This window comes from Spirillospora sp. NPDC127506 (genome assembly GCF_040302145.1).
Taxonomy (GTDB): Bacteria; Actinomycetota; Actinomycetes; order Streptosporangiales; family Streptosporangiaceae; genus Spirillospora.
Map to the genome: position 1 here is coordinate 1 of NZ_JBEORG010000026.1, position 25,107 is coordinate 25,107.

The 25,107-nt window shown below is 75.0% G+C and carries 26 protein-coding genes and 1 riboswitch; of the genes, 10 read left to right on the forward strand and 16 right to left on the reverse strand.

All coding sequences use genetic code 11. From position 1 onward, the window contains the following. From ABTW95_RS23260 to aroF, 3 genes are all read right to left on the reverse strand, one after another. Positions 1 to 520, reverse strand: a 520-nt coding sequence (locus ABTW95_RS23260; RefSeq protein WP_500227379.1) for a DUF5954 family protein, incomplete at its 3' end; no start/stop codon positions are given. 53 nt (positions 521 to 573) lie between these two features. Beyond that, positions 574 to 1,509, reverse strand: a complete 936-nt coding sequence (locus ABTW95_RS23265) for an EamA family transporter (RefSeq protein WP_500227380.1) — start codon at positions 1,507 to 1,509, stop codon at positions 574 to 576. A 186-nt stretch (positions 1,510 to 1,695) separates the two neighbouring features. After that, on the reverse strand, positions 1,696 to 2,742 hold the full coding sequence (gene aroF / locus ABTW95_RS23270; RefSeq protein ID WP_500227381.1) for a 3-deoxy-7-phosphoheptulonate synthase: 1,047 nt from the start codon (positions 2,740 to 2,742) through the stop codon (positions 1,696 to 1,698). 271 nt (positions 2,743 to 3,013) lie between these two features. Between aroF and ABTW95_RS23275 the strand changes: the two genes are divergently transcribed. The 5 genes from ABTW95_RS23275 (at position 3,014) to ABTW95_RS23295 (ending at position 8,179) form a co-directional block, all read left to right on the forward strand. Beyond that, a complete protein-coding gene (locus tag ABTW95_RS23275) occupies positions 3,014 to 3,637 on the forward strand; it encodes a sulfite oxidase-like oxidoreductase (RefSeq protein ID WP_500227382.1) in 624 nt (207 codons plus the stop codon). Positions 3,638 to 3,746: 109 nt separating this feature from the next. Further along, positions 3,747 to 5,105 (forward strand): histidine kinase, encoded by a 1,359-nt coding sequence (locus tag ABTW95_RS23280; RefSeq protein WP_500227383.1) that lies wholly within the window; start codon positions 3,747 to 3,749, stop codon positions 5,103 to 5,105. A gap of 77 nt (positions 5,106 to 5,182) precedes the next feature. Beyond that, the gene (locus ABTW95_RS23285) at positions 5,183 to 6,028 is read left to right on the forward strand and encodes a LytR/AlgR family response regulator transcription factor (protein WP_500227384.1); all 846 of its coding nucleotides are present in this window, start codon (positions 5,183 to 5,185) and stop codon (positions 6,026 to 6,028) included. Continuing rightward, positions 6,018 to 6,419: a hypothetical protein gene (locus ABTW95_RS23290; RefSeq protein WP_500227385.1), complete on the forward strand. Its 402-nt coding sequence runs from the start codon at positions 6,018 to 6,020 to the stop codon at positions 6,417 to 6,419. The genes ABTW95_RS23285 and ABTW95_RS23290 overlap by 11 nt, the downstream gene beginning before the upstream one ends. Continuing rightward, on the forward strand, positions 6,416 to 8,179 hold the full coding sequence (locus ABTW95_RS23295; RefSeq protein ID WP_500227386.1) for a sodium:solute symporter family transporter: 1,764 nt from the start codon (positions 6,416 to 6,418) through the stop codon (positions 8,177 to 8,179). The genes ABTW95_RS23290 and ABTW95_RS23295 overlap by 4 nt, the downstream gene beginning before the upstream one ends. Positions 8,180 to 8,448: 269 nt before the next feature. Here the strand turns inward: ABTW95_RS23295 and ABTW95_RS23300 are convergent, their stop codons facing one another. From ABTW95_RS23300 to thiO, 6 genes are all read right to left on the reverse strand, one after another. Continuing rightward, on the reverse strand, positions 8,449 to 9,297 hold the full coding sequence (locus ABTW95_RS23300; RefSeq protein ID WP_396447994.1) for a deoxyribonuclease IV: 849 nt from the start codon (positions 9,295 to 9,297) through the stop codon (positions 8,449 to 8,451). 20 nt (positions 9,298 to 9,317) lie between these two features. Continuing rightward, on the reverse strand, positions 9,318 to 11,252 hold the full coding sequence (gene pknB / locus ABTW95_RS23305; protein WP_396453811.1) for a Stk1 family PASTA domain-containing Ser/Thr kinase: 1,935 nt from the start codon (positions 11,250 to 11,252) through the stop codon (positions 9,318 to 9,320). 36 nt (positions 11,253 to 11,288) lie between these two features. Beyond that, complete coding sequence (locus ABTW95_RS23310) at positions 11,289 to 12,251, reverse strand: DMT family transporter (RefSeq protein WP_500227387.1); 963 nt, start codon at positions 12,249 to 12,251, stop codon at positions 11,289 to 11,291. Positions 12,252 to 12,397: 146 nt separating this feature from the next. After that, positions 12,398 to 13,168, reverse strand: coding sequence for a thiazole synthase (locus ABTW95_RS23315; RefSeq protein ID WP_396447997.1), 771 nt, complete (start codon positions 13,166 to 13,168; stop codon positions 12,398 to 12,400). Between the two features lies 1 nt (position 13,169). Next, entirely contained in the window at positions 13,170 to 13,370 is a 201-nt protein-coding gene (thiS, locus tag ABTW95_RS23320) for a sulfur carrier protein ThiS (RefSeq protein WP_396447998.1), read from the reverse strand. Then, positions 13,367 to 14,506: a glycine oxidase ThiO gene (gene thiO, locus ABTW95_RS23325; RefSeq protein ID WP_500227388.1), complete on the reverse strand. Its 1,140-nt coding sequence runs from the start codon at positions 14,504 to 14,506 to the stop codon at positions 13,367 to 13,369. Before thiO ends, thiS begins: the two co-directional genes overlap by 4 nt. After that, positions 14,496 to 14,609, reverse strand: a riboswitch (TPP riboswitch). It overlaps the preceding gene by 11 nt. A 95-nt stretch (positions 14,610 to 14,704) precedes the next feature. On the opposite strand from thiO, the gene ABTW95_RS23330 reads away from it, so the two are divergent. The 4 genes from ABTW95_RS23330 to ABTW95_RS23345 all read left to right on the forward strand — a co-directional run bounded on the left by ABTW95_RS23330 (position 14,705) and on the right by ABTW95_RS23345 (position 17,462). Further along, positions 14,705 to 15,919, forward strand: a complete 1,215-nt coding sequence (locus ABTW95_RS23330) for an NAD(P)/FAD-dependent oxidoreductase (RefSeq protein WP_500227389.1) — start codon at positions 14,705 to 14,707, stop codon at positions 15,917 to 15,919. Positions 15,920 to 16,000: 81 nt separating this feature from the next. After that, positions 16,001 to 16,375 (forward strand): Rv2175c family DNA-binding protein, encoded by a 375-nt coding sequence (locus ABTW95_RS23335; RefSeq protein WP_396448002.1) that lies wholly within the window; start codon positions 16,001 to 16,003, stop codon positions 16,373 to 16,375. Positions 16,376 to 16,552: 177 nt separating this feature from the next. Beyond that, the gene (gene thiE, locus ABTW95_RS23340; protein ID WP_396448003.1) at positions 16,553 to 17,221 is read left to right on the forward strand and encodes a thiamine phosphate synthase; all 669 of its coding nucleotides are present in this window, start codon (positions 16,553 to 16,555) and stop codon (positions 17,219 to 17,221) included. Between the two features lie 79 nt (positions 17,222 to 17,300). Continuing rightward, complete coding sequence (locus ABTW95_RS23345) at positions 17,301 to 17,462, forward strand: hypothetical protein (RefSeq protein WP_396448004.1); 162 nt, start codon at positions 17,301 to 17,303, stop codon at positions 17,460 to 17,462. A 36-nt stretch (positions 17,463 to 17,498) separates the two neighbouring features. Here the strand turns inward: ABTW95_RS23345 and ABTW95_RS23350 are convergent, their stop codons facing one another. The 4 genes from ABTW95_RS23350 to ABTW95_RS23365 all read right to left on the reverse strand — a co-directional run bounded on the left by ABTW95_RS23350 (position 17,499) and on the right by ABTW95_RS23365 (position 22,147). Then, entirely contained in the window at positions 17,499 to 18,602 is a 1,104-nt protein-coding gene (locus ABTW95_RS23350) for a serine/threonine-protein kinase (RefSeq protein ID WP_500227390.1), read from the reverse strand. Positions 18,603 to 18,694: 92 nt separating this feature from the next. Then, entirely contained in the window at positions 18,695 to 20,836 is a 2,142-nt protein-coding gene (locus ABTW95_RS23355) for a beta-glucosidase family protein (protein WP_500227391.1), read from the reverse strand. Beyond that, the gene (locus ABTW95_RS23360; RefSeq protein WP_396448007.1) at positions 20,836 to 21,000 is read right to left on the reverse strand and encodes a hypothetical protein; all 165 of its coding nucleotides are present in this window, start codon (positions 20,998 to 21,000) and stop codon (positions 20,836 to 20,838) included. Before ABTW95_RS23360 ends, ABTW95_RS23355 begins: the two co-directional genes overlap by 1 nt. 94 nt (positions 21,001 to 21,094) lie before the next feature. After that, positions 21,095 to 22,147, reverse strand: a complete 1,053-nt coding sequence (locus ABTW95_RS23365; protein WP_396448008.1) for a polyprenyl synthetase family protein — start codon at positions 22,145 to 22,147, stop codon at positions 21,095 to 21,097. 159 nt (positions 22,148 to 22,306) lie between these two features. On the opposite strand from ABTW95_RS23365, the gene metF reads away from it, so the two are divergent. Continuing rightward, positions 22,307 to 23,242, forward strand: a complete 936-nt coding sequence (metF, locus tag ABTW95_RS23370; protein WP_396448009.1) for a methylenetetrahydrofolate reductase [NAD(P)H] — start codon at positions 22,307 to 22,309, stop codon at positions 23,240 to 23,242. Here metF and ABTW95_RS23375 read toward each other — a convergent pair. The 3 genes from ABTW95_RS23375 to ABTW95_RS23385 all read right to left on the reverse strand — a co-directional run bounded on the left by ABTW95_RS23375 (position 23,179) and on the right by ABTW95_RS23385 (position 25,061). Next, entirely contained in the window at positions 23,179 to 23,781 is a 603-nt protein-coding gene (locus ABTW95_RS23375; RefSeq protein WP_500227392.1) for a GNAT family N-acetyltransferase, read from the reverse strand. The two genes, metF and ABTW95_RS23375, sit on opposite strands and share 64 nt — an antisense overlap. Before the next feature lie 10 nt (positions 23,782 to 23,791). After that, positions 23,792 to 24,124 (reverse strand): hypothetical protein, encoded by a 333-nt coding sequence (locus ABTW95_RS23380; protein ID WP_396448011.1) that lies wholly within the window; start codon positions 24,122 to 24,124, stop codon positions 23,792 to 23,794. Between the two features lie 73 nt (positions 24,125 to 24,197). Further along, entirely contained in the window at positions 24,198 to 25,061 is an 864-nt protein-coding gene (locus ABTW95_RS23385) for a hypothetical protein (RefSeq protein WP_500227393.1), read from the reverse strand. Positions 25,062 to 25,107 lie beyond the last annotated feature (46 nt).

Genomic DNA, 25,107 nt, shown 5'->3' on the forward strand with positions numbered 1-25,107 from the left:
CCCGCCACTGGCCCGGCGCGGTGCGTCGGGGGCCCGTGTACTGGCGGTGGGGGCGTGGGGGGGCGCCGCGCGCGGGCCCCCCCCCCCCCGGCAGCGGATCCAGGTCCGTCGGGCGGGGCGGCTCGGGCCCGTCCGGGCCGGTGCGGACGAGCTGCTCGACCCGCACGATGCGGAACCGCCGCCCGCCCGCGGCCACCTCGTCGACCTGCTCGTGCTGCACCGTGCGCGCCGCGCCGAGCAGCTCGCGCTCGGCCGTGCCGCCCTCCAGCGCCGCCAGGTCCTCCAGCCGCCCCGCGAGCAGCTCCCGCGCGCCCTGCGGCAGCGGGTCGCACGGGCACACGACCTGCCAGCCGCCCGGGACGCGCTCGGCGGCCGTGAAGAGCGTGCCCACGACCACGAGCTGCGGGTAGGCGGTGAGGGCGCGGCACGCGTCCGCGAGCATCACCGCGGCGACCGGGTCGACGCCGTCCAGATCCTCCGGGAACAGCCGCCCCCCGGCGTCACCATCGCCCGTTGTCATGCCGGACATCATCCTCGCCGCGCCCGTTCCGGCCAATGGTTCAGACCAATTTGTTACCGGTGCGTTCCCGGCCGGGCCGGCGCGACCGCCGCGACCAGGCTCGCCGCCAGCAGCGCCAGGCCGGCCAGCGCGGCGGCGCCCAGCCGCTCGCCCAGCAGCACCGTGCCGAGCGCGGCGGCCACCGCCGGCTCCGCCAGCGTCAGCGTCGTGGCCGTCGTGGCCGGGGTGGTGCGCAGGCCGCGCGCGAACAGCAGGTAGCCGCCGGCCGTGGCGACCACCCCGAGGTAGAGCGCGATCAGCGCGCCCTCCCCGGTGAGCAGCCAGCCCGATCCCGTGCGCAGGACCGGGAGCAGCGGGACGGCCGCCGCCCCGAACAGCGCGCCGACGACGGCCCGGTCCTCCTCGCCCCGGGAGATGAGGGCCGACGCGACCGTCGCGTACACCGCGTACGACAGCCCGGACAGCAGCGCCAGGGCGATGCCGGCCGGCTCGACGCCCGCGTCCCGGCCGCCGCCGATGAGCAGCGCGCAGCCCGCGACCGCCCCGGCGGTCGCCGCCGCCCAGCGGCCCGCCGGGCGCGACCGGCGGGTCAGCAGCCCGATCGCGCCGGCGAACACGGGCGCGCTGCCGATCGTGACGACGGTGCCGGCCGCGACGCCGGTGCGGCCCGCGGCGACGAAGAAGGCCGACTGGTACACCGCGATCGCGGCCGCGCCGGCGCCGACCAGCGGCAGGTTGCGGCGGTTCCCGAGCAGGCGGCGCAGCCCGGCGCCGCGGCGGGTGCAGGCCGCGAGCGCGAGCAGCACGGCGCCGCCGATGACGATGCGGCTCGCGGCGATGGAGAACGCGGACGCGCCGCCCGCGAAGGTGCGGACGGTCCCGGTCGTCCCCCACAGGGACGCCGCCAGCAGGACGTCGGCGCCGCCGCCGAACCGGAGGACGCGGGGGTCCCGCGCGGACGCGCGCGTGCGTGCGGAATGCTGTGACACGGAGGCTCCTGACCTCGAATCGGAAGGGGAAGATCCGGATTCGGGGCGCAGGAGGACGCGGCCGGGCGCGTCCCGCGCCGGGCCGTGTCACATGCCGTCACGAGTGCGGTCGCCGCGCCCCGTCAGGAGCGCGGCGGCCCGCAGTCGGAAACCCAGTAGGCCACGTATCGGACGATACCGCGCCGCTCAGGCCGGGACGGTGTCCGGGTCCTGCGCCTGGGTCAGGGAGCGGCCCACGATCGGGGGCAGCTCGCGGACGAGCTTGGCCAGCTCGCGGAGGTCGCCGTCCACCAGGGCCTGCGGGCCGTCGCAGAGGGCGGTCTCCGGGTGCGGGTGCACGTCGATGATCACGCCGTCGGCGCCGACCGCGACCGCGGCGCGGGTCAGCGGGAGCACGAGGTCGCGGCTGCCGCCGGAGTGCGACGGGTCCACGATCACCGGCAGGTGGGAGAGGCGCTGCGCCACCGGCACCGCGGAGATGTCGAGGGTGTTGCGGGTCGCGTTCTCGAACGTGCGGATGCCGCGCTCGCACAGCACGATGTCGAGGTTGCCGCGCTGGGCGACGTACTCGGCCGCCATCAGCCACTCCTCGATCGTGCCGTTCATGCCGCGCTTCAGCATGACCGGCCTGCCGGACTCGCCCGCGGCCTGCAGGAGGGAGAAGTTCTGCGCGTTGCGGGTGCCGATCTGCAGCATGTCCGCGTAGGAGGCGACGAGCTCGACGTCGCCGGCGTCCACCACCTCGGTGACGATCGGCATGCCGGTCTCCGCCCGCACGTCCGCGAGGATGCGCAGCCCGGCCTCGCCGAGCCCCTGGAACGCGTACGGGGAGGTGCGCGGCTTGAACGCGCCGCCGCGCAGCAGCGTCGCGCCCGCCGCCTGCGCCATCTGCGCGGCGCCGAGCGTCTGCTCGGGCGTCTCCACCGCGCACGGGCCGGCGATCAGCGTCATGGTGCCGGGGCCGATCGGCACCCCGCCGACCCGGACGACCGAGCGCTCGGCGTGGTTCTCGCGGCTCACCAGCTTGTAGGGCGCCGAGATGCGGATGACGTCGCTGACGCCGCGCATGCCGCGCAGGTTCAGCGAGCCGAACTGCTGGACGTCGCCGACCAGCCCGACGATGGTCCGCTCCACGCCGCGGCTGACGAAGGCGTCGCCTCCCGCCGTCTCGACCAGTGAGACGACGGCCCTGACATCCGCTTCGTTGGCCTCCGGGGCCATGACGACGACCATTGGTGTGCTGCCTCTCCTGTCTCGCCCGGAACCCCGGTGGGCCCCGCGGACGACCCCTGGAACAGAGAAAGCCCCGGGCCACTGGGCCCGGGGCTTCTCATTCCGTGGTCTGTCAGCGCAGCGTCTGGCAGACCAGCCGTCCGGGCTGGCCGTACCAAAAGAAATAGACGACGTTGCGCACGCGCCCAAGCGTAGCCGATGCCCGCGGAGCGCGTTCGCACCGACCCCCGAATATGGCTCAGCTCACGCCGGATGGCAGGATGGCCGCGTCATGACCCACCCCGAAGACTCCGCACCGCCGCCGCCGGATCTGCCGCCCGGCCAGTACGTCCCCCGGGGCTGGCCCGTCCTCCACTACGGCCCCGTGCCGAAGTTCCGTCCCGCGGACTGGGACTTCCGGGTCTTCGGCGCCACCGCGTCGGGCGCGCAGCACCGCTGGACCTGGGAGGAGTTCGACGCGCTGCCGAGGGTCAGGTCGGTCGCCGACTTCCACTGCGTCACCAAGTTCACGATCCCCGGCATCGAGTGGGAGGGGGTCCCCGGCGCGGCGATCGCCGAGCTGGCGCCGCCCGCGCCGGACGCCACGCACGTGATGGTCTGGGCCGAGTACGGCTACAGCGCCAACATCCGGATGAGCGACTTCCTCGCCGACGGGACGATGTTCGCCACCCACCACGGCGGCGAGCGGCTGACCGCCGACCACGGCTTCCCGGTCCGCATCGTCGTCCCGCACCTGTACGCGTGGAAGAGCGTGAAATGGGTCCGGGGCGTCGAGTACCTGGTGAAGGACCGCCGCGGCTTCTGGGAGGAGCGCGGCTACCACAACGTCGCCGACCCGTGGCGGGAGCAGCGCTACTCCTACCAGGAGGACGAGGGCGAGTCGCCGCCCCTGTGACGGGCCGCGGGCCGGGGCCGGACGCGTGGCCGGGTGTGGCCCGTTCGAGACATTCGTAAATCTGCAACGGGCGGACCGGCGGGGACGGTAGCCGTTACCGTAAGTCGTCATGGTCCTACCGTCCGTCGCAGACGCCGTGGTGTACGCGACCGCGGCCGGCGCCGCCTCCGGGGTCTGGGCGCTGCGCCGGTGCCTGCCGCTGCCGTCCGGCTGCCTGCGCGTGCAGCGCGCGCCCGCCGACCCGGCCGAGCAGGCGGCGTTCGCGGCCCTGCACCTGGTCGCGCGGGCGGCGCAGCCGCTGCGCGGCGGGCTCACCGACGACGCGGCGCGCCGGGCGGCGCGGCGGCTCCGGCCGCTGCTGGGCGCCGAGGCGGTCGCGCTGGTCGCGGTGCGCCCGCCGGGGAACGCGACGGAGGACGCGGGCGAGGGCGCCGCGGAGGGCGCCGCGGGCGCCGGCGGCCGGGTCCGGGCCGCGCCGCGGCTGCTCGCCTGGGACGGCGCGGGCGGCGGCGTCCACGCGGCGGAGGCCGTCCGGCACGCGCTGCCCGTCCTCGCGTCCGGCCGCCCCCGGGTCGCCGCGCCGGAGCCGGCCGGCTGCGCCGACCCGCACTGCCCCGTCCGGACGGCGCTGACCGCGCCGCTCACCGTCGACGGGCGGGTGGAGGGCGCGCTGACCGCGTACTGGCGGCGCGCGTCGGCGGCGCCGATCCGCCCCGCCCGGGCGGCGGGCCGCCGACGAGCCGCCCAGCTGGAGCTGGCCGAGCTGGACGCCGCCCGCGTCCGGCTCGGCGAGGCCGAGGCGCGGGCGCTGCGCGCGCAGATCTCCCCGCACTTCGTCTACAACTCGCTGACCACGATCGCCTCGTTCGTCCGCACCGACCCCGACCGCGCCCGCGCCCTGCTGCTCGACTTCGCCGACTTCGCCCGCTACTCCTTCCGCAACCCCCGCGACTTCACCACCCTCGCCGACGAGCTGCGCTCCATCGACCGCTACCTGCTGCTGGAGCGGGCCCGGTTCGGCGAGCGGCTGACCTGCAGCGTCGACGTCGCGCCCGAGGTGCTGCCGGTCGCCGTCCCGTTCCTGGCGCTGCAGCCGCTCGTGGAGAACGCCGTCCGGCACGGCATGGCGGGCGGCGGCACGCCGTTCCACATCACGATCACCGCGCGCGACTCGGGCGCCGAGGCGGCCATCAGCGTCGAGGACGACGGGGCCGGCATGGATCCCGAGCGGCTCCGGGAGATCCTGTCCGCGCCGCTCGGCCGGCCCGGCCCGGCCGGCTGGGGCGGCGCCGCCCGGCCCCGGCGCGACGGGCACGCCGACCCGGGCATCGGCCTCGCCAACGTCGACGAGCGCATGCGCCGGGTCTACGGCGACGAGTACGGGCTCACCGTCGAGACAGCGCCCGGCGCCGGGACCAAGGTCAATCTGCGCGTTCCCAAGTACCGTCCTGGCGTGTTTCCGGAGTGACGCCCGGGCGGCGGGGCGGGATACTCACTTCCTGGAATCGATTGCGGACGGACGGTAATCGCGGCAAAGTCGCCCTCATGCTCCACGTCCTCGCCGTCGACGATGAACGTCCCGCACTGGAGGAGCTGTCCTATCTCCTCCGGCAGGATCCGCGGATCGGGCAGGTCACCGGAGCGGGGGACGCCTCGTCCGCGCTCCGCGACCTCAGCCGCCTGCTGGTGGCGGGCGAGCACCTCGACGCGGTGTTCCTGGACATCCGGATGCCGGGGCTCGACGGCCTCGACTTCACCCGGCTGCTCACCGGGTTCGCCGCGCCGCCGCACGTCGTCTTCGTGACCGCGCACGACGACTGCGCCGTCACCGCCTACGAGCTGGGCGCGCTCGACTACCTGCTGAAGCCGGTCCGGCCCGAGCGGCTCGCCGAGTCGGTCCGCCGGGTCGCCGAGGCCGTGCACCGGACGGGCCCGCCGGCGGCGGCCGCCGACCCCGACGACGAGCTGATCCCCGTCGAGCTCGGCGGCCGGACCCGGCTCGTCTCCCGCCGGACGGTGACGCACGTGGAGGCGCAGGGCGACTACGTCCGGCTGCACACCGCGGACGGCGGCTACCTGGTGCGGATGCCGCTGTCGGCGCTGACCAGGCGGTGGGAGGCGGCCGGGTTCATCCGCATCCACCGCAGCACCCTGGTCGCGGCCGCGCACATCACCGAGGTGCGGTTCGACGGCGGCCGCGCGGCCGTCCGGATCGGGGACGAGATCCTGCAGGTCAGCCGCCGGCACACCCGCGAGGTGCGGGAGCGCCTGGTGCGCAGGTTCCACCACCCGGACGAGAACGAGAACGAGAACGGGGACGGGAAGGCGGACGGGGACGGGAAGGCGGACAGGGACGGGGACGGGGCGGAGGAGGCCGGCGATGGCCGCTGAACGCGTGGCCGTGACGGCGGCGCCCCGCGCACGCGGGCCGGAGAAGGGCGGCGCCCGGAGCGCCGTCCCGCGGGCGGCGGGCGCCGGCCCGCCCCGCCCCGACCCCCTCCATACCGCCCTCCAAACCGCCCCGGCTCCGGGGGCCGCCGAGGTGCGCGCCCTGATCCGCGCCCAGCTGCGGACCGCCCTCGGCACCTGCGCGATCGTCGCGGCCGTCCTGGCGGGCCTGCCGCTGCTGGCGCTCGTCCCCGCGGTCGCGCGGGCGCGGGTGCACGGCGTGCCGCTGTGCTGGCTCGTCCTCATCGGCGGCGTCCAGCCGTTCTGGATCGCGATCGCGTTCCGGCAGCTGAGACGGGCCGAGCGCGCCGAGCGGGCGATGGGCCGCGGGTGACGGTGCCGGCCGTGGGGGCGCTCACCGCCCTCGCCGCGCTGCTCGGCCTGACCGCGGCCCTCGGCGCCTGCGGCCGCCGCGCGGCCTGCACCGCGTCCGACCTCCTCGTCGCCTCGCGCGGCGTCACCCCGTGGTGGAACGCGTCCGCGATCAGCGGCGAGTACATCTCCGCCGCGTCGTTCCTCGGCACCGCCGGGCTCGTCCTCGCCTACGGCGCCGACATGCTGTGGCTCCCGATCGCCGCGGCCGCCGGGCACGTCCTGCTGCTGGCGTTCGTCACCGCGCCGCTGCGCCGCTCCGGCGCCTACACGGTCTCCGACTTCGCCGAGTGGCGGCTCGGCTCCCGCGCCGTCCGCCGCATCGTCACCGCCTGCGTCTGCTTCATCGGCTGGTTCTACCTGCTGCCCCAGTTCGAGGGGGCCGGCGTGACGCTGCGCGTGCTGACCGGCGCGCCCGTCTGGGCGGGCTGGGCCGTGGTCGTCGCCGTCACGCTGGCGCTGGTGCTGTCCGGGGGGATGCGCAGCATCACCATGGTCCAGGCCGTCCAGTTCTGGGTGAAGCTGGCCGCCGTGGCGGTGCCCGCGGCGGCCCTGCTCGGCCTGTGGCACATGTCCGGCGGCCCCGGCCCGCTCGGCGACGGCGTCCCCCGGTTCGACCGCACCACCCGGGTGCACATGCGCACCGACGCAGCCGTCACCGTGCCCGCCGACGTCACGGTCACCGCGCGCGGCCGCGTGGACGGCGCCCGCCGCGACGGCGGCCCGCTGGCGCTGGCCGCGGGCCGGCACACCATCGGGCGCGGCACCGACGTGGTCTTCCCCGCCGGCGCCGCGGTGCCGCACGCCGAACGGCTGCCCGCCCAGGACTCCGGCACCTGGGCGACTCCGTTCGCCCGCGGCGAGGAGCACGGGCTGTACCGCACCTACTCGGCGATGCTGGGCGTCATGCTGGGCACCATGGGGCTGCCCCACATCCTGATGCGCTTCTACACCAGCACGTCAGGGAGCGCCGCCCGCCGCACGGCCGCGCTGGTGCCGGTCCTGCTCGCACTGTTCTACGTGTTCCCCGCGCTCTACGGGACGTTCGGACGCCTGTACGCGCCGGAACTCCTCATGACCGGCGACACCGACGCGACCGTCCTGCTGCTGCCCGGCCGGATGCTGCCCGGCGCGCCCGGGTCGCTGCTCACCGGCCTCGTCACCGCCGGCGCGTTCGCCGCGTTCATCTCGACGTCCTGCGGCCTCGCCGTCGCCGTCGGCGGGACGCTCGCGCAGTGCGCGCGCCGCACCGACCCGGCGGCGTTCCGCGCCGGCGTGGCGGTCGCGCTGGCCGCGCCGCTCGCCCTGCTGCCCGGCACCGGCGCGCACGGCGCCGCCGGCCTCGTCACCGTGGCCCTCGGCGTGTCGGCGTGCTCGCTGTGCCCGCTGCTCGTCCTCGGCATCTGGTGGCGCGGGCTGACCCCCGCCGGAGCCGCCGCCGGGCTCCTCGCCGGCGGCGGGCTCGCCGTGGCCGCCGGCGCCGCCCGCCTCTGCCGCGCCGCCCCCGCCGGCTGGCCGGCGGCCCTCCTCGCGGAGCCCGCCCTCCTGATCGCGCCGGGCGCGTTCGCCGCCATGGTCGCGGTGTCCCTGCTGACCCGCCGCCGCGTCCCCCGGCACACCGACCGCGCGCTGCGCCGGCTGCACTGCCCTCCCGACCCGGGGACCGGCCGCCGCGCCGGTCCGCGACCGCTCGTCCCGCCGGACCGACCGTTCATCGCATGACTACGCTACGCACATCTCTGATTACGCACCGCTTATCGACGGCCGTGTTTTCCTGGTGCCGCCCGGCCGGGCCGCGCGTCTAGTGTTCTCAGTGGCACCACGCCACAAAGGCAAATCCCGGAGATCCGGCGCAGGCCGGATCGGAGTCGCCGGATCCCGTACCGGGGGGGTGGGATCCGGTGGCCTGTGGCTCGGGCGTCGCTGAACAGTCGGGGGGTTGTCCAGCGGCGCCCGAGTCTTATGCGCCCTCTCGCGTTTCCCGCTGTGGTTCACCCGTCGCGCAAGCGCTTCAAGGTCTCGATGTCCTTGGCGTGGGGTTCGGGGGCCCTTCCCGGGGTCTCGATCAGGAAGGGCAGGCCCTGCGCCGCCGGGTGGGCGAAGAGGTCGGCGAAGGGCTGCTCGCCGATGTGGCCGGCGCCGATGTTCTCGTGGCGGTCCCTGCCGGAGCCGCAGGGGTCCTTGGAGTCGTTGGCGTGGATCAGTTTCAGGCGGCCCTCGCCCACGGTCGCCACCAGGGCGTCGAGGGTGGCCTTCGCGCCGCCGGGGGCGGCCAGGTCGTGGCCGGCGGCGAAGGCGTGGCAGGTGTCGAAGCAGACGCCCAGCTTCGGATGGTGCTCCAGCTTCTCGAAGAACGGGCCCAGGTCCTGGACCTTGGCGCAGAGCATGTTGTTCTGCCCGGCCATGGGCTCCAGGAGGAGGTCGGGGCCGTCGTCGGGGATCTCCTCCAGCAGGGGGAGGACGTTCTCGTGGATCTGCGCCATGGCCTGGTCGTAAGTCTGGGTCACGGCCGAGCCGGTGTGCACGACGACACCGCGGGCGCCGATGGCCCGGCCCCGCGTCAGGGAGTGGCGGACGGTCGCGATCGACTTGGCGAGGGTCGCCGGGGTGGGGGAGCCGAAGTTGACCAGGTACGGCGCGTGCACGTAGACGGGGACGCCGTGCTCGCGGAGCTCGGCGTCCTCGGCGGGCCTGCCCTCGGGGAGCGCCCAGCCGCGCGGGTTCGCGACGAACACCTGGATCGCCTCGGCGCCGATCTCGGCGGCGTACTTCAGGCCGCCGGTGGCGAGGCCGCCGGCCACGGGGACGTGCGCCCCGACGGGGCTGGACTGTGCGGTCATGGCGGCTTCAGCCTAGCCGGTCACGGCCCCCGCACGATGGTGACGGTGGACCCGCGCGGAGCCTCGCCGCCGGACGGCGACTGGAACCGGACGATGTCGCCGCCGAAGCCCGTCACGTTGACCTTGAACCCGGATTCGCGCAGCGCCTTGCGGGCGTCCCGCACGGTGCGGCCGGTCACGTCGGGGACGGGGATGTTCTCGGTGCCGCCGCCGTCGTCGCAGCCGAACTGGACCGGGCCCGCGTCGATGATGCAGTCGCGCTTGTTGACCACGATCGTGACGTCGTCGCCGCGGGAGACGCCCGTCCCCTCGGAGGGGGCCTGGTCGATGACGGTGTTCGGCTCCTTGCCGTCCACCTTCTTCTTCTCGACGGTGACGTTCAGGCCCATGGAGCGGAGCCGGTTGGCGGCGTCGTCGCCGTTCTCGCCGATGAGGCGGGGCATCGACATGCCGGTCGAGACGACGATGTCGACGGGCTCGTCGGGGGACTGCTTCTCGCCGGCCTCCGGGTCGGTGCTGATGACCCGGTCCTTGGCCACGGTCTGGGACGGGCTGGTGCTCGTCCGGCCCACCTTGAAGCCCTTGTCCTCCAGGGCGCTCTTGGCGTCGGCGAGGGACTTGCCCTCGACGTCGGGGACCTCGCGGGGCGTGATGCCCTTGGACGGCGTGAGCGTGACGGTCTGCCCCTTGGCGACGCGGGCGCCGGCCGGCGGGTCGGACTTGGCGACGCCGCCCTTGTGGACGCGGTCGTCGTAGACCGCCTTGGCCGTCCGCACGTCCAGGCCTTTGGACTCCAGCTGGTCGCGGGCGTCGGCGACCTTCATGCCGATGATCGACGACGGGACGTGCTCGTACTGGCCGGACGTCTGGTACCAGACGGCCCAGCCGAGGAGGAGCGCGGCGACCGCGCCGATGGCGACCAGGACGTAGCGGCCGGTCAGCGCGCCGATCGCGCGGTCGGTGCGGCTGCGCCCCGGGACGTACCCTCCGGCGGGGTCGTCGACGGGCATCGTGCGCGGGTCGAGGACGGCGGTGTGCCCCGGCGCGGGGGTCTCCAGCACGCTGGTGGCGCCGCGGGTGGACTCCTCCATCCGCCGGTCGAAGTCGCGGGGGAGGCCGCCGAACACCTCGGCGACCTCGGCGTGGTACTGGTTCGCGTCCTGCGGGCGGCGCGCCGGGTCGTGGCTGGTCGCGTCCGTGACCAGGTCGTCGACCCGCCGCGGGATGCCGGGGACGACCGTGGACGGCGGCGGCACCGTCTCGTTCACGTGCTTGTACGCGACGGCGAGCGGCGTGCCGGCCTGGTGGGGGAGCCGCCCGGTCAGCAGCTCGAACAGCATGATCCCGGCGGCGTACACGTCGGAGCGGACGTCGGCGCTGCCGGACAGCACCTGCTCGGGCGCGAGGTAGCCGACCGTCCCGATGATCATGCCGGTCTTGGTCATCTTGCTCGCGGTCTCGGCCCGGGCGAGCCCGAAGTCGGCGACCTTGACCTGGCCGTCCTCGGTGATCAGCACGTTCTCGGGCTTGACGTCGCGGTGCACGAGGCCGGCGCGGTGCGCGGCGCCGAGCGCGGCCAGCACCGGCTGCATGATCTCCAGCGCGGCGCGCGGGCCGAACCGGCCGAGCGAGGTCAGCGCGTCGCGGAGCGTGCGGCCCGCGACGTACTCCATCACGAGGAAGACGTGCTCGCCGTCGGTGCGCTGGTCGTAGACCGCGACGACGTTCGGGTGCGACAGCGCCGCCGCGGCCTTCGCCTCGCCGATGAAGCGGGCGACGAAGTCCTCGTCGGCGGCGAGCCCGCCGTGCATCACCTTGATCGCGACGGTGCGGTCGAGGCGGAGGTCGCGCGCGACGTACACCGTGGCCATCCCGCCGCGCGCGATGCGGGACTCAATGCGGTAGCGCCCGTCGAGCACCCGCCCGACGAGTGGATCAGCGACCGTCGTGTCCATCGGTGCGAGTTTACGGGCGAAACGCGGGGGACTTCATCACTCGCGAGTATGAGCATCGATGAGCCCGGGGGCCGGCTCCTCCGGGACGCCCGGTCCGGAAGCGGCAGGCGGGACGCGGCGGCCGCCGCCGCGGGACACGGCCACGCCGGCCAGGCAGAGCAGGCCGCCGCCGAGCGTGATCAGGCCCGGGACCTCGCCGAGGAGCAGCCACGACATGGCGACGACGAGGGCGGGCACGGCGTAGGTCGTGGCGCCCATCTTCCCGGCGGACGTGCGGGCCAGCGCGTAGCCCCAGGTGGTGAACGCGATCGCGGTCGGGAAGACGCCCAGGTACACCATGTTGAGCGTGGCGCCGGCCGGGGCGCCGGCGGCCTGGGAGATCAGCCGCCCGGAGAAGGGCAGGCAGGCCAGCGCGCCGATCGCGCAGGCGAACGTGGTGAACTGGAGCGCGGACGCGTGCCGCAGCGCGGGCTTCTGGCTGACGACGCCCGCCGCGTACGTCACGGCGGCGACCAGGCAGAGCAGCACCCCGCCGACGGACGCGCGGCCCTCCCCGGACATCGACAGCCCGACGACCGCGGCGCCGGCGAACGAGACGGCCAGGCCGGTCAGCAGCCGGGCCGAGACGCCCTCCTTCAGCAGCCAGCCGCCGAGGAGCGCGATCAGGATGGGCCCGATGTTGACGACGAGGGCGGCGGTGCCCGCGTCCACGAGCTGCTCGCCCCAGTTCAGCGCCACCATGTAGGCGCCGAACCACAGGACGCCGGCGGCGATGATGCCCGGCCAGGCGGCCTTCGGCGGCAGCCCCTCGCGCCGGACGAGCCACAGCGCGCCGAGGACGACCGTGCCGGACAGGAGGCGGCCGAGGGCGAGCGCGCCGGGCCCGTACTCGGCGCCTGCACTGCGGATCGAGACGAAGGCGGACGCCCACAGCACCACCGTGACGGTGGCGGCGGCGACCGCGCGCCTGTCGACGCGACCCGGGTTCTCCTGCTGCATGTCACGCACCTTAGGTATGGGTCGTTTCCATGAACACCGAAGGAACGTGCCGGGTTGCGCGGCATGCCCGGGTGAACCCGCCCCAGTCTCGTCACAATGAGGTTTCAGGTCCAGCGAATATTCCTACAGTCAACCATTTAGCGTTGCTACGACGTGGCGAGGCCCTCGAACGGGGAGGACGCCTGCGCGTAGCGGCGCTTCGGGATCCGCCCGGCCAGCCGGGCGAGCCGTCCGCCCTCCACCGCGTGTCGCATCGCCGCGGCCATCCGCGCCGGGTGCTGCGCGCGGGTGACGGCGGTCGCGAGCAGGACGGCGTCGCAGCCCAGCTCCATGGCGAGCGCCGCGTCGGACGCGGTGCCGAGCCCGGCGTCCAGGATCACCGGGACGCCCGCCCGCTCGACGATCAGCTCGATGTTGTGCGGGTTGCGGATGCCGAGCCCCGACCCGATCGGCGAGCCGAGCGGCATCACGGCGGCGCACCCGATCTGCTCCAGGCGGTGCGCCAGCACCGGGTCGTCGTTGGTGTAGGGCAGCACGACGAAGCCGTCGTCGACGAGCTGCTCGGCGGCCTCCACCAGCTCGATCGGGTCGGGCAGCAGCGTGCGCTCGTCCGCGATCACCTCCAGCTTGACCCAGTCGGTGCCGAGCGCCTCCCGGGCCAGCTTCGCGGTGAGCACGGCCTCCCCGGCGGTGAAGCAGCCCGCCGTGTTCGGCAGCACCCTGATGCCGCACTCGGCGAGGACGTCCAGCACCGACCCGCGCGCGGCCGGGTCCACCCGCCGCATCGCGACCGTGGTCAGCTCCGTGCCGGACGCGGTCAGCGCCTCCCGCAGCACCCGCATGCTGGGCGCACCGCCCGTTCCCATGATCAGCCGCGAGCCCAGCTCCTCCCCGGCGATCACCAGCGGGTCGGACATCTCACCCTCCTTGCACGGCGGTCAGCACTTCCAGGCGGTCGTCGTCGCGGAGCGCCGTCGTCTCCCACGCCGAACGGCGGACGACCTCGCCGTTCAGCGCGGCGGCCACACCGGTCCGGGCCGCGGTGACGGACGCGACCGCGTCGGCCACGCTCGCGTCCTCCGGCAGCTCGCGCGGCTCGCCGTTGACGGTCACCTTCATGCGCCCACCTCGGAGAACCGGTCGGGGGCGAACGGCGCGGCGATCTCGGGGACGGGGCCGTCCAGCAGCATCGCGGACAGGATGTCGGCGCTCACCGGGGCCAGCAGGATGCCGTTGCGGAAGTGCCCGGTGCCGGCGAGCAGGCCGGGCAGCGCCGTCGGCCCCATCACCGGCGCGTTGTCCGGGGAGCCGGGGCGCAGCCCGGCGGTGACCTCGGCGAACTCCAGCTCGGTGATGCCGGGCAGCAGCTCGCGGGCGTCCCGCAGCAGCTCCCACAGCCCGCCCGCGGTGACCCGCGTGTCGAAGCCCATCTCCTCCTGGGTCGCGCCGAGGACGACCTCGCCGTCCGCGCGCGGCACCAGGTAGACCGACGAGCCCTTCACCAGCCCCCGCGTGGTCCGCTTGAGGAACGGCACGCGGGTGCGGAGCCGGATCACCTGGCCCTTCACCGGGCGGACGGGCGGGACGGTCCCGGGCGGCAGCCCTTCGAGGTCGCCCGACCACGGCCCGGCCGCGAGCAGGACCCGGTCGGCGCGGAGCACGGTCCCGTCGTCCAGCGCGACCCCGGCCGCCTTGCCGCCCTCGACGACGATCCGCACGGCCCGCCGGCGGACCAGCCGGACGCCGAGCCGCTCCACCGCCGCGAGCAGCGCCGCGGTGAGCCGGCGCGGGTCGATCGAGCCGTCCTCGGGGGCGAGCAGCCCGCCGCGCACGCCGGGCGCGAGCATCGGCTCCGCCCGCCGGCACTCCCGGCCGGTCAGCGCCTGCGCGGGGATGCCGAGGCTCTCCTGGAAGCGGCGCAGGTCGTCCAGGTACTTCAGGTCGTCGGCGTCGAACGCGACCTGGAGCAGCCCGTCGGTGCGGTGGCCGGTGTCCAGGCCGGTCAGCTCCTCCAGCTCCGCGACGAACCCGGCGTACCGGTCGCGGGACGCGAGACCGAGCCGCAGCAGCGGCTCCTCGCCGTAGGTCAGCTCGCTGACGGGGGTGAGCATGCCCGCCGCCACCGAGGAGGCGCCGCTCGCGGGCGCCGGGTCGACCAGCGTGACGGTGCGGTCCTTCGCCGGGGCGCCGCCCCCGGCGGTGCGCCAGGCGGTGGCGAGGCCGATGACCCCGGCTCCCACGATCACGACCTGCATTCGCGCTCCCTTCGCCGGCATGATCCGGATCAGGTCCGGCGGTCGGCGGCCCGTTCCAGCCGCCCTCTCAGCCCGGTCGCACCGGACTCCCGCGCTCTGTACTGGTTTATCCGGTTCCCACCTTACGACCTTGGTGCGGCCGTCCAACATCTGGACAGGTGTCCACCCGGAATTCGCGGCGCATTAGGCTGGCCAATCATGGAGAAGGTCATCGTCGTGGGCGGTGGGCTGGCCGGCGTGCGCGCCGTGGAGGCCCTGCGGAGCAAGGGGTACGAGGGCGCGCTGACGCTCGTGTCGGCGGAGCGGCACCGGCCCTACGACCGGCCGCCGCTGTCGAAGGCCGTCCTCGCGGGCGAGTCCGACGACACGACCGTCGACGCCGACTGGGACGCGCTGCGCTGCGAGCTGCTGCTCGGCGAGCGCGCCACCGCCCTGCGCCTGGACGGGCCGGGGCGCGGCGGCGTGCTCGCGTCCACGGCGGGCGACCTGCGGTTCGACGGGCTGGTCATCGCGACCGGCGCGGCCCCGGTCACGCTGCCGGGCGAGGGCCGCCAGCGCGTCCTGCGGACCATCGACGACGCCCGCGACCTGCGCTCCCGGCTGACCGCGGGCGCCCGCATCGTGATCGTCGGCGCGGGCTGGATCGGCGCCGAGGTCGCGACCACCGCCGCGAAGCGGGGCTGCCGCGTCACCGTCGTGGAGGCGGCCGACACCCCGCTCGCCAACGCGATCGGGCCCGAAGTGGGCGCGCTGACCGCCCCCTGGTACGCCGAGGCGGGCGTCGAGCTGCGCACCGGCGTCAAGGTCGCGGCCGTCGACGGCGGCGGCCTCGTGCTCGCCGGCGGAGGCCGGATCGACGCCGACGAGGTCGTGGCCGGCATCGGGGTCCGCCCGGAGGTGTCCTGGCTGGAGGGCTCGGGCCTGCTGGTGGAGCGCGGCGTGGTCACCGACGCCTCGTTCCGCGTCTACCACGGCGGGGAGGAGCCGGGCTCCCTCCGCCCGGACGTGGTGGCGGTCGGCGACTGCGCGGCCTGGTGGTCGCGGCGGTACGGGCGGCGGCTCCTCGTCGAGCACTGGGACACCGCGCTCAACGCCCCCGAGACCGCCGCCGCGGCCCTTCTCGGCGAGGACGCGTCGTACGACGCCGCCCCGTACTTCTGGTCCGAGCAGTTCGGGCGGATGGTGCAGTACGCGGGCAGCCACGCGGCGTCCGAGTGGCTGGTCCACCGCGGCGACCCGTCCGGCCGGAAGTGGGCCGCGGTGTGGCTGACCGGCGACCGCCTCGACGCGATCCTCACCGTCGGCAGGCCCCGTGACCTGGTGCAGGCGAGGCGGGTGATCGCCGCCGGGACGCCCGTTGACCCCGAGGCGATCGCCGACCCGGACGTCCCCGTCCGCCAGGCCGTCCGCTGACCGCGATCGCGGCGGGAAGCCGACGGCTGTCCAGGGGGTTTGAGATTTCCGGCGGCGTGGTAGCAAGGGGGCGTGACGCAGATGCACGCAACCGTTGACAGCGCACTCGACCCCCGGACCGACGCCCTCGCCGGCGAATGGCTCACCCTCCGCGAGACCGCGGAGCGGCTCGGGATCAAGCCCAACCGGATCAAGCAGCTCGTCCACGAGCACCGGATCCTCGCGGTGCGCCGGAACGGGGAGCCGATGGTGCCCGCGGCCTTCATCAAGGACGGCCAGGTCATCAAGGGCCTCCCCGGCACGCTCACCCTCCTGTCGGACGCCGGGTTCGACGACGTGGAGACCATCCGCTGGCTGTTCACCGCCGACGACACCCTTCCGGGGACGCCCGTCGAGGCGCTCACCGAGAACCGGGGGACCGAGGTCCGGCGCAGGGCGCAGGCGCTCGCGTTCTGACCCGGCGGCCCGGCCGGGACGACGCACGTCTGAGACAAGGCACAGCCGAGACAGGCACATCCGAGACAGGCACATCTGAGACAGAGCACGTGACACGATCGCGGGGGCGCGCGCCGGGACCCTCCGCCGCGCGCCCCCGCGATCCCGCATGACCCCGTGAAAGGACGTTCCCCGGCCGTGTCCAGGCATCTCCCCTCCGAACGCGCCGTCGCGCTGCGCGCCCGGCTCAGCCGAGCCCGCCTCTACCTCTGCACCGACGCGCGGGAGCGGCAGGGAGACCTGCCCGAGTTCCTCGACGCCGTCCTCGCGAACGGCGTCGACATCGTCCAGCTCCGCCAGAAGGGGCTGGAGGCCAGGGACGAGATGACCTACCTGGAGATCTTCCGGGCGGCGTGCGAGCGGCACGGCGCGCTGCTCGCCGTCAACGACCGGGCGGACGTGGCGCACGCCGTCCGCGCCGACGTCCTGCACCTCGGCCAGGGCGACCTGCCGGTGCCCGCGGCGCGCGAGATCGTCGGCGGCGACATGCTGATCGGCCGGTCCACGCACTCGGGCGAGCAGGCGTCGGCGGCGGCCGCCGAGCCGGGCGCCGACTACTTCTGCGCGGGCCCCGTCTGGCCCACGCCGACCAAGCCCGGCCGCCCCGCGCCCGGCCCGAAGCTGCTGGAGTACGTGTCCTCGCTGAACGCGGCGCGGCCGTGGTTCGCGATCGGCGGCATCGACCTGGAGAACCTCGCGCAGGTGCGGGCGGCGGGCGCGACCCGCGTCGTCGTGGTGCGCGCCATCACCGAGGCGGACGACCCCGGCGCCGCGGCCGCGGAGTTCGCGCGGCGGCTGGCGGGCTGACCCGGCGGGGGCGGGCGTCGTCGCGGTTTGACCCGGATCACGGTGCGGACCGCGCGGACGATCACCCACAATGGGGATCATGAGCGTGGCACCCGACGACGACCGCATCGTCGACCTCGACGACGACCTGGAGATCCTGCCCGACCAGACGTCCGACGACACCGACACGGGCTGGGGCGAGTGGCGCGGCGGCGGCGACGATGACGCCCGCCTGCTGGAGGACCGCCCGCCGCACTGGTAGGACGCGCCGCCGCCGTCCCTCGGGACCGGCGGACCCTCAGAAGAGCATGCCGAGCACGAACCCGGCGGCGACGACGGCGCCGAGCGCGACCATCATCCGCCACCGGTAGCGCGGTATCCGGGTCGGGCGCGGCTTCGGCGCGGGGGCCTGGCCCTCCCGCAGCGCCCGGACGAGCTGCGGCGCGGTGGGCCGCGCGGCCGGGTTCTTGTCCAGGCAGCGGGCCGCGAGGTCGCGCAGCGGGCCGTGCATGTCGCCGAGGTCCGGCCGCCGGGAGGTGACGCGCCGCATGACCGCCGCGCCCGGCCCGGTGCCGAACGGGGGGCGGCCGGTCGCGGCGTACACCATGACCGCGCCCCAGGCGAAGACGTCGGCGGGCGGCCCGACCGGCTCGTCCTCGATCTGCTCGGGCGCCATGTAGGCGGGCGTGCCGATCGGGCCGGTGGTCAGCGGGGTCGCGTCCGCGGTGCGGGCGACGCCGAAGTCGATGACCTTGGCGCCGTCCGGGCCGAGCAGCACGTTCCCGGGCTTGAAGTCGCGGTGCACGATCCCGGCGCGGTGGATCGCGGCGAGCGCCGCCGCCGTGCGCAGCGCGACCTTGCGCAGCTGCGGGGCGGGCAGCGGGCCGCGGTCGGCGACGACGTCCTGCAGCGACGGGCCCTCGACGAACTCGCTGACGATGTAGGGGCGGTCGCCGGTCATGTCGGCGTCCAGGACGCGCGCGGTGTGCCGCCCGGACACCCGCAGCGCCGCGTCCGCCTCCTTCACGAAGCGGCTGCGCGCCCGCTGCCCGGCCGTCGCGCCGCCGCGCAGCAGCTTCACGGTGACCAGCTCGCCGTCGCCGTCGCGGCCGAGGTACACGACGCCCTGGCCGCCCTCGCCGAGCCGGCCGAGCAGCGTGTAGCCGCCGAGGCCGCGCGGGTCGTCGGGGCCGAGCGGCGCCCCGTGCCGCCGGTCGCGCCCGTGCGCGGAGCGGGACGCGCCGTTCTGCCGCCCCTGCCCCGGCCGGGCCTTGCCCGCGGGCTTGCCGGCGCCCTTGCCGGAGCGGCCGGAGTGCCCCGGGTGCGCGGGACGCCCGGACCGGGCGCCGGCGGAGCGCGGGGAATGGGGGGTCGTCCTCCCGCGGGAGGTGTCGTGCGGCACTGGATAACTCCGACTCGGCGGGGACGGACGAAGATTTCCTTATTTGTACCGCGTGACGGCTGAGCACGGCAGGGGAACCGAGATCTTTGTTTTCAGCTGCATGTGCCCAATGTTCCTGTTTGGGCTATCTGTCGGGATGAGGAGCCGACCATGACCCGGTAGCAGCCGTCCGCGACCTTCCACGCCTTCGCCTCGTCGTTCCAGTAGGCGAACGACCGCGAGGACAGCGGGAACGTCACCGTGGTGCTCCGGCCGGGCGCCAGCGTGACCTTGGCGTAGCCCTTGAGCTGCTTCGGCGGCTGCGGCACGTCCACGCCCGGCGACGGCATCCCGATGTAGAGCTGCGGGACGGCGACGCCGGTGCGGTCGCCCGTGTTGGTGACGGTCACCTGCACCGCCTTGGCGCTCGCCTTGAGGCCGCTGTAGCGGAACGTCGTGTAGGACAGCCCGTGCCCGAACGGGAACCGCGGCTCGATGCCCTTCGCGTCGTAGTGCCGGTAACCGACCATGACGCCCTCGGAGAACGTGACGGTCTTGTCGACGCCGGGGTACTGCGCGGGGTCGCCGGACGCCGGCGCGTCGTTCTCCTCCACGGGGAACGTCACCGGCAGCCGCCCGCCGGGGTCCACGTCGCCGTACAGGACGCGCGCCAGGGCGTTGCCCGCCTCCTGGCCCGGGTACCACGCCTCCACGATGCCCTTCACCTGGCCGGCCCACGGCGTCAGCACCGGTCCGCCCGTGTTCAGCACGACGATCGTGTTGGGGTTGGCCGCGGCGACCTCGGAGATCAGCCCGTCCTGGTCGCCGCGGAGCGGCTCGCCGCACTGGAGCGTCAGGCACGACTTGTCGAAGAACTCGCCCTGGCTGTCGGTGGCGAACACGATCGCGACGTCGGCGCTCCGCGCCGCGTTCGCGGCCGCGGCGCGGTCGTCGCCGCTGCTGTAGGTGATCCTGGTGCCGGATCCGGCGCGCCGCGCGATGCCGTCCTGCGCGCTGACGGACGTGAACGGCACGACCTTGGCCGAGCCGAACCCGCCCGGGCTCTCCCGCGCGGCCCGCCCGATCAGCGCGATCGACGCCGGCGCCCGCAGCGGCAGGGCGCCGTCGTTCTTCAGCAGCGTGATCCCCGCCTCCTCGATCCGCCGCGCGGCGGTCTCGCTCGCCGTCCGGTCGATGCGGGACAGGTCGTTCGGGTACGCCTGCCGGTCGAACACCCCGAACTCGAACATCGTCCGCAGGATGTTGCGGACGTGCCCGTCGATGGTCGCCTGCGCGACCTTCTTCTGCGCGACGGCCGGCTTCAGCATGAACGCGTTGTACTTCATGCCGATCGGCAGCTCCATGTCGAGCCCGCCGTTGGCGGCGCCCACGGTGTCCTGAGCGGCGGTGTGGTCGGACGGCACGAACCCCTCGAAGCCCCACTCCGACCGCAGGATCCCGTTGAGCACGGCGCCGTCCTGGCACGCCCACCGGCCGTTCAGCTTGCCGAATCCGCACATGACGGTCGCCGTGCCGCCCTCCTTGACGGCGGCCTCGAACGGCGGCAGGTAGATCTCCCGCAGCGTGCGCGGGTCGACGTCCATGCCCAGCGACAGCCGGTCCTGCTCCTGCGTGTAGACGGCCATGTGCTTGACCGACGTCATCACGCCCTGCTCCTGCGCGCCCTGGATCCACGGCGCGCCGAGCGTCGCCGACAGGTAGGGGTCCTCGCCGAAGCCCTCGAACGTCCGGCCGTTGCGCGGCGTGCGCAGGACGTCGACGGTCGGGCCGAAGACCAGGTCGTTGCCGCGGTGCCTGGCCTCCCACGCGACCGTCCGGCCGTACAGCCGCGCGGCGTCCCGGTCGAAGCCCGCCGCGAGCGCGATCGGGGCGGGCAGCGCGGTCGCCTTGCCCTGCCGCACGCCGGCCGGCCCGTCGGACATGTACAGGGGCGGGATGCCGAGCCGCTCGACGCCGTGGGCGGTGTCGGCGTGCGCGTCCTCGAAGAAGCCGCCGAGCGGGCCGCCGAACGGGTCGTCGGACGCCAGCAGCGAGATCTTCTCGTCGTCGGTCATCCGCGGCAGCAGCAGCGCCGTCCGCCGGTCGGGCGTGAGGGAGGCGTCGCACCAGGGCCGCTGCGCGGGGTCGCCGCAGCGTCCCGCCGCCGCCCGCGCGTCCTGCGGCGCCGGGACCGCCGCCAGCGCCAGCACCGCCGTGAGCGCCCCCGCCGCCGGGAGCCACCGTCCCGTCCGCATCACTGCTCCCCCTCGTTCTGGAACAGCTCGGGGTGCCGGGCGAGCGTGGTGAAGACGTTCAGCGGCCCCGTGGCGGCGGCCACCGCCCTCGGCGTGTCGTCCCACCGGTCCTCGGGCGGCGGGTCGAGGCGCGGGACGCGGGTCCCCGGGGTATCGGCGCACATGGCGACATTTGTGCCACCAATCAGTGGGAAAGTTCTAGTGCACCGGGAAAATTTGGCCGGATTGTGTCATTGGGTACTTACGTGGCGCGGGTGCTCACATGGTGCGGGTGGTGGCGGCCACCGCGAGTTCCCGGAGCGCGTGCCGGGACTCGTCGTCGATGGGGGCCGAGTCCAGGGTCCTCTCCGCCTCCCGCTGGTACCGCTCGATCATGGCCTCGCAGGCGGCGAGCCCGCCGGTCTCCTCGATGATCGTGCGCAGCTCGTCCACGCCGGGGCGGTCGAGGGCCGGGTCGCCGAGCCGGCGCCGCACCGCGGCGGCCTGCGCGGCGGAGGCGCGCTCCAGGGTCAGCGCGATCAGCACGGTCCGCTTGCCCTCGCGGAGGTCGTCCCCGGCCGGCTTGCCGGTCGCGGCCGGGTCGCCGAACACGCCGAGCACGTCGTCGCGGAGCTGGAAGGCGATGCCGAGCGGCAGCCCGTAGCCGGTGAGGGCGGCGGTCACGTCCGGGCGGGCGCCGGCCAGCGCGGCGCCGAGGTGCAGCGGGCGCTCGATCGTGTACTTGGCGCTCTTGTACTCGACCACGCGCAGCGCCGTCGCGACGGTCGCCCGGCCGCGGGTGCCCTCCAGCATGTCCAGGTACTGGCCGCACATGACCTCGGTGCGCATCAGGTCGTAGACGGCCCGGCCGCGGCTGCGGCGCTCGGCGTCCAGCCCGCAGGTCTCGAACATCTCGCTCGACCAGGCCAGGCACAGGTCGCCGAGCAGGATGGCGGCGCCGCCGCCGAACGCCTCCGCGTCGCCCGGCCACGCCTGCGCGCGGTGCAGGGCCTCGAACCGGCGGTGCGCGGACGGCTGGCCTCGGCGGGTGTCGCTGGAGTCCATCACGTCGTCGTGGACCAGCGCGCTCGCCTGGAGCAGCTCCAGGGACGCGGCGGCCGCCACGATGCCGGGGCCGTCCTCGCCGCCCGCGGCGCGCCACCCCCAGTAGCAGAACGCCGGGCGCAGCCGCTTGCCGCCGCTCATCAGGGCGTCGAGGGCGGACAGCAGCGGCCCGAGGTCGTCGCTGATGGTCAGCAGCGCGGGGCGCTGCCGGTCGACGAACCCGAGGAGGGCCTCGTCGACCTCCTTGCGGATGCGGGTGGTCGACATGTCGAGATCGTATCCACCTGGGGGAATTCAACCCTGCTGCCAGAACGTGAGAAGTCACTGAATCTTCGGAAACAGGGACATAACGCCCGTGAGGTGTGGCGAGCATCACGCATATCGGCGGTCCCGGGCCCCTCCCCGGGTCTTCTGTAGGCTTGGGGAATGCGACGCGCACGCCCCGACCGGCCCCCGACCGTCCGAGAGCTGCTGGCCTCCGGAGGCCGGTCCTTCTCGTTCGAGTTCATGCCGCCCAAGACCGACCAGGGCGCGCGGAACCTGTGGCGCGCCATCCGCGAGCTGGAGCCGCTGCACCCGACGTTCGTGTCGGTGACCTACGGCGCCGGCGGCGGCACCCGCGACAAGACCGTCGACATCGTCGAGCGCATCACCACCGACACCACGCTCACCCCGGTCGCGCACTTCACCGCCGTGAACCACTCGCAGGCGGAGCTGCGCAACCTGATCGGCCGGTTCGCCGCGGCCGGCGTCCGCAACGTGCTCGCGCTGCGCGGCGACCCGCCCGGCGACCCGATGGGGGAGTGGGTCAAGCACCCCGACGGCGTCGAGTACGCCGCCGAGCTGGTCCGGATGATCCGCTCCTACGGCGACTTCTGCGTCGGCGTGGCCGCGTTCCCCTACAAGCACCCGCGCTCGCCCGACGTCGAGAGCGACGTCCGGTACTTCGTCGAGAAGTGCCGGGCCGGCGCCGACTACGCGATCACCCAGATGTTCTTCCGCGCCGAGGACTACTTCCGGCTCCGCGACCGCGTCTCCGCCGCCGGCTGCGACGTGCCGATCCTGCCGGGCATCATGCCGGTGACCCGGATGAGCACGATCGAGCGGTCCGAGCAGCTGTCCGGCGCGCCGTTCCCGCCGGAGGTCAGGGCCCGGTTCGACGCCGTCGCCGACGACCCGGAGGCGGTGCGGCGGCTCGGCGTCGAGCACGCCGCCGAGCTGTGCCGCGAGCTGCTCGACCAGGACGCGCCCGGCATCCACTTCATCACGTTCAACAAGTCGACGGCGACTCGCGAGGTCTACTCGCTCCTCGGCGCCGGCGAGTACGGCGCCAGGGGCAGCGTCCCGCCCATGACCGCGTAGCGCGGCCCGCCGCCCGGGAACTCGAAGTCGGTCAGCAGGTCCACCATGCCGACCGAGCGGTAGAGGTTGCGGGCCGGGGTGTCCGGCGTCCGGTCCAGCGTCGACAGCACGACCGTCCGCTCCGGCCTGCCCTCGCACAGCGCGTTGAGCAGGCCCCGGCCGAGGCCCCTGCCCTGGGCCCGCGGATGGACGTGCAGCTCGGCGACCTCGAACGCGTCGTCCAGCCACGCCTCGGCGTGGCTGGCCCCCTCAAGGTCGGACAGCGCCTGGTGGACGACGTCGTGCCACCACTGGCCGCGCGTCCCGTGGAACCCGTAGGCGAACCCCTGGAGCGGTCCCGGCAGCCCGGGCAGCGCCCCGCGCCGCTCGACCGTGAACGCGCGGAACCCCGGATACGAGGCGTGCCGCTCCATGATCGTGTGCCGGCCGGGGAGCTGCTCGTGCGGCGGCTCCATCGCCGCGGCGTACACCTCCAGCATCGGATCGAGCCTGCGTAGGAAGGCGCGTCGGTCGATCTCGCGGAGTTTCGGGTCCCTCACCGGACAGAGCCTAGACCCGGGGGACGGTCCGCTGCGTCGCGGAGAGCCGATCGTAGATGTCCCAGAGGATGCGGTCGGCGGCCTTCTTCAGCGCCGCGCGGTTGGCGTCGAGCCGCCCGCCCCACTCGCGCGCCTCCGGGCCCAGCCACGCGTCCGTCCCGCGCAGGGTCTTCGCCGGCGCGTCGAGGGCCTCCCGGAGCCGGTCGATCCCGCCGTAGGCGTCCGCGTACGCCTGGTACAGCCGCTGGTACTCCGGATTGGGCCGCTCGGCCGGCGGCAGCGCGGCCGCCGCGGCGCCGGTCAGCGGCACGGGCAGGCTCCCGGGAGGCGGTGGAGCGGCCATGGCGGCCTCGCAGGCTCTCAGGCGACGTGGATCAGGCGACGTGGATCAGGCGACGTGGATCAGGCGACGTGGATCAGGCGACGTGGAACCGCCTCGGGCCGGCCGCGTCCGGTCCGCGCAGGCCGAGCCCGCCGGCCGCCGCGCGCGTCCGCTCGCTCATGCCGGCGCCCGTGACCGCCCGGACGGCGGCGGGGCGGACTCCGGCGCGGTCGGCCTCGGCGAGGAAGGCGCGCAGCCACTTCGCGTCCATCACCACGTGGTGGCTCGCCGTACCGAGCGACTCCCGGACGGCCTTCAGCCTCGCCTCGTCCCCGCCGGCCGCCTTCAGCAGGCCGGCGGCCGCCGCGGGGCCGAGCCGCTCGTACAGCTTCTCGGTGTAGTCGGGATCGTCGGCGTTGGCCCGGAGGTGCTTCCAGACCGCGTCGGGGACGGGCCCGCCGTCCTGGACGGCGGCCACGACGGCCAGGGCGTCGGTCTTGGCGGCCTTCGCGGCGGCCTGCCTCGTGGGGAAGTCGCCGATGTCCCCGGCGCCCCGCGGCGTCGGTCCGGGCGGCGTTCCACCGGGCGCCGTCCTGCGGGGCGGCGGCTGCGCGGGCCGGGGCGTGCCGACCGGATCGGTGCGCGGGTCGCCCGGCGGCGGCGCGGGCGCGGGCGGCGGCGGGGCGTCGACCCCGCCGCCGGGGGAGGGATGGGTGATCGCGTAGTTGTAGCGGCGCGACAGCATCCCGAGCTGGTCGGCGGCCCACTGCGCCACCTGGTCGGCCTGCCGGTAGCCCGCGGCCGGCACCCCCGGCGGGGGACGGTGCGCGTCGAGCCAGCCCCGGATCGCGTTCTGCGCGTCCTGCAGCTGCCTGATGACCCGGTCGAGCGCGGGCGGGTCGATGCCCCGGAACTCCGGGTCGCGCGCCGCCGGACCCGTGCGCATCTGCGCGGTCATCGCACCTCCGGAGGTCACCGTCGCCGACGTCTCCCGACTCCCCAGA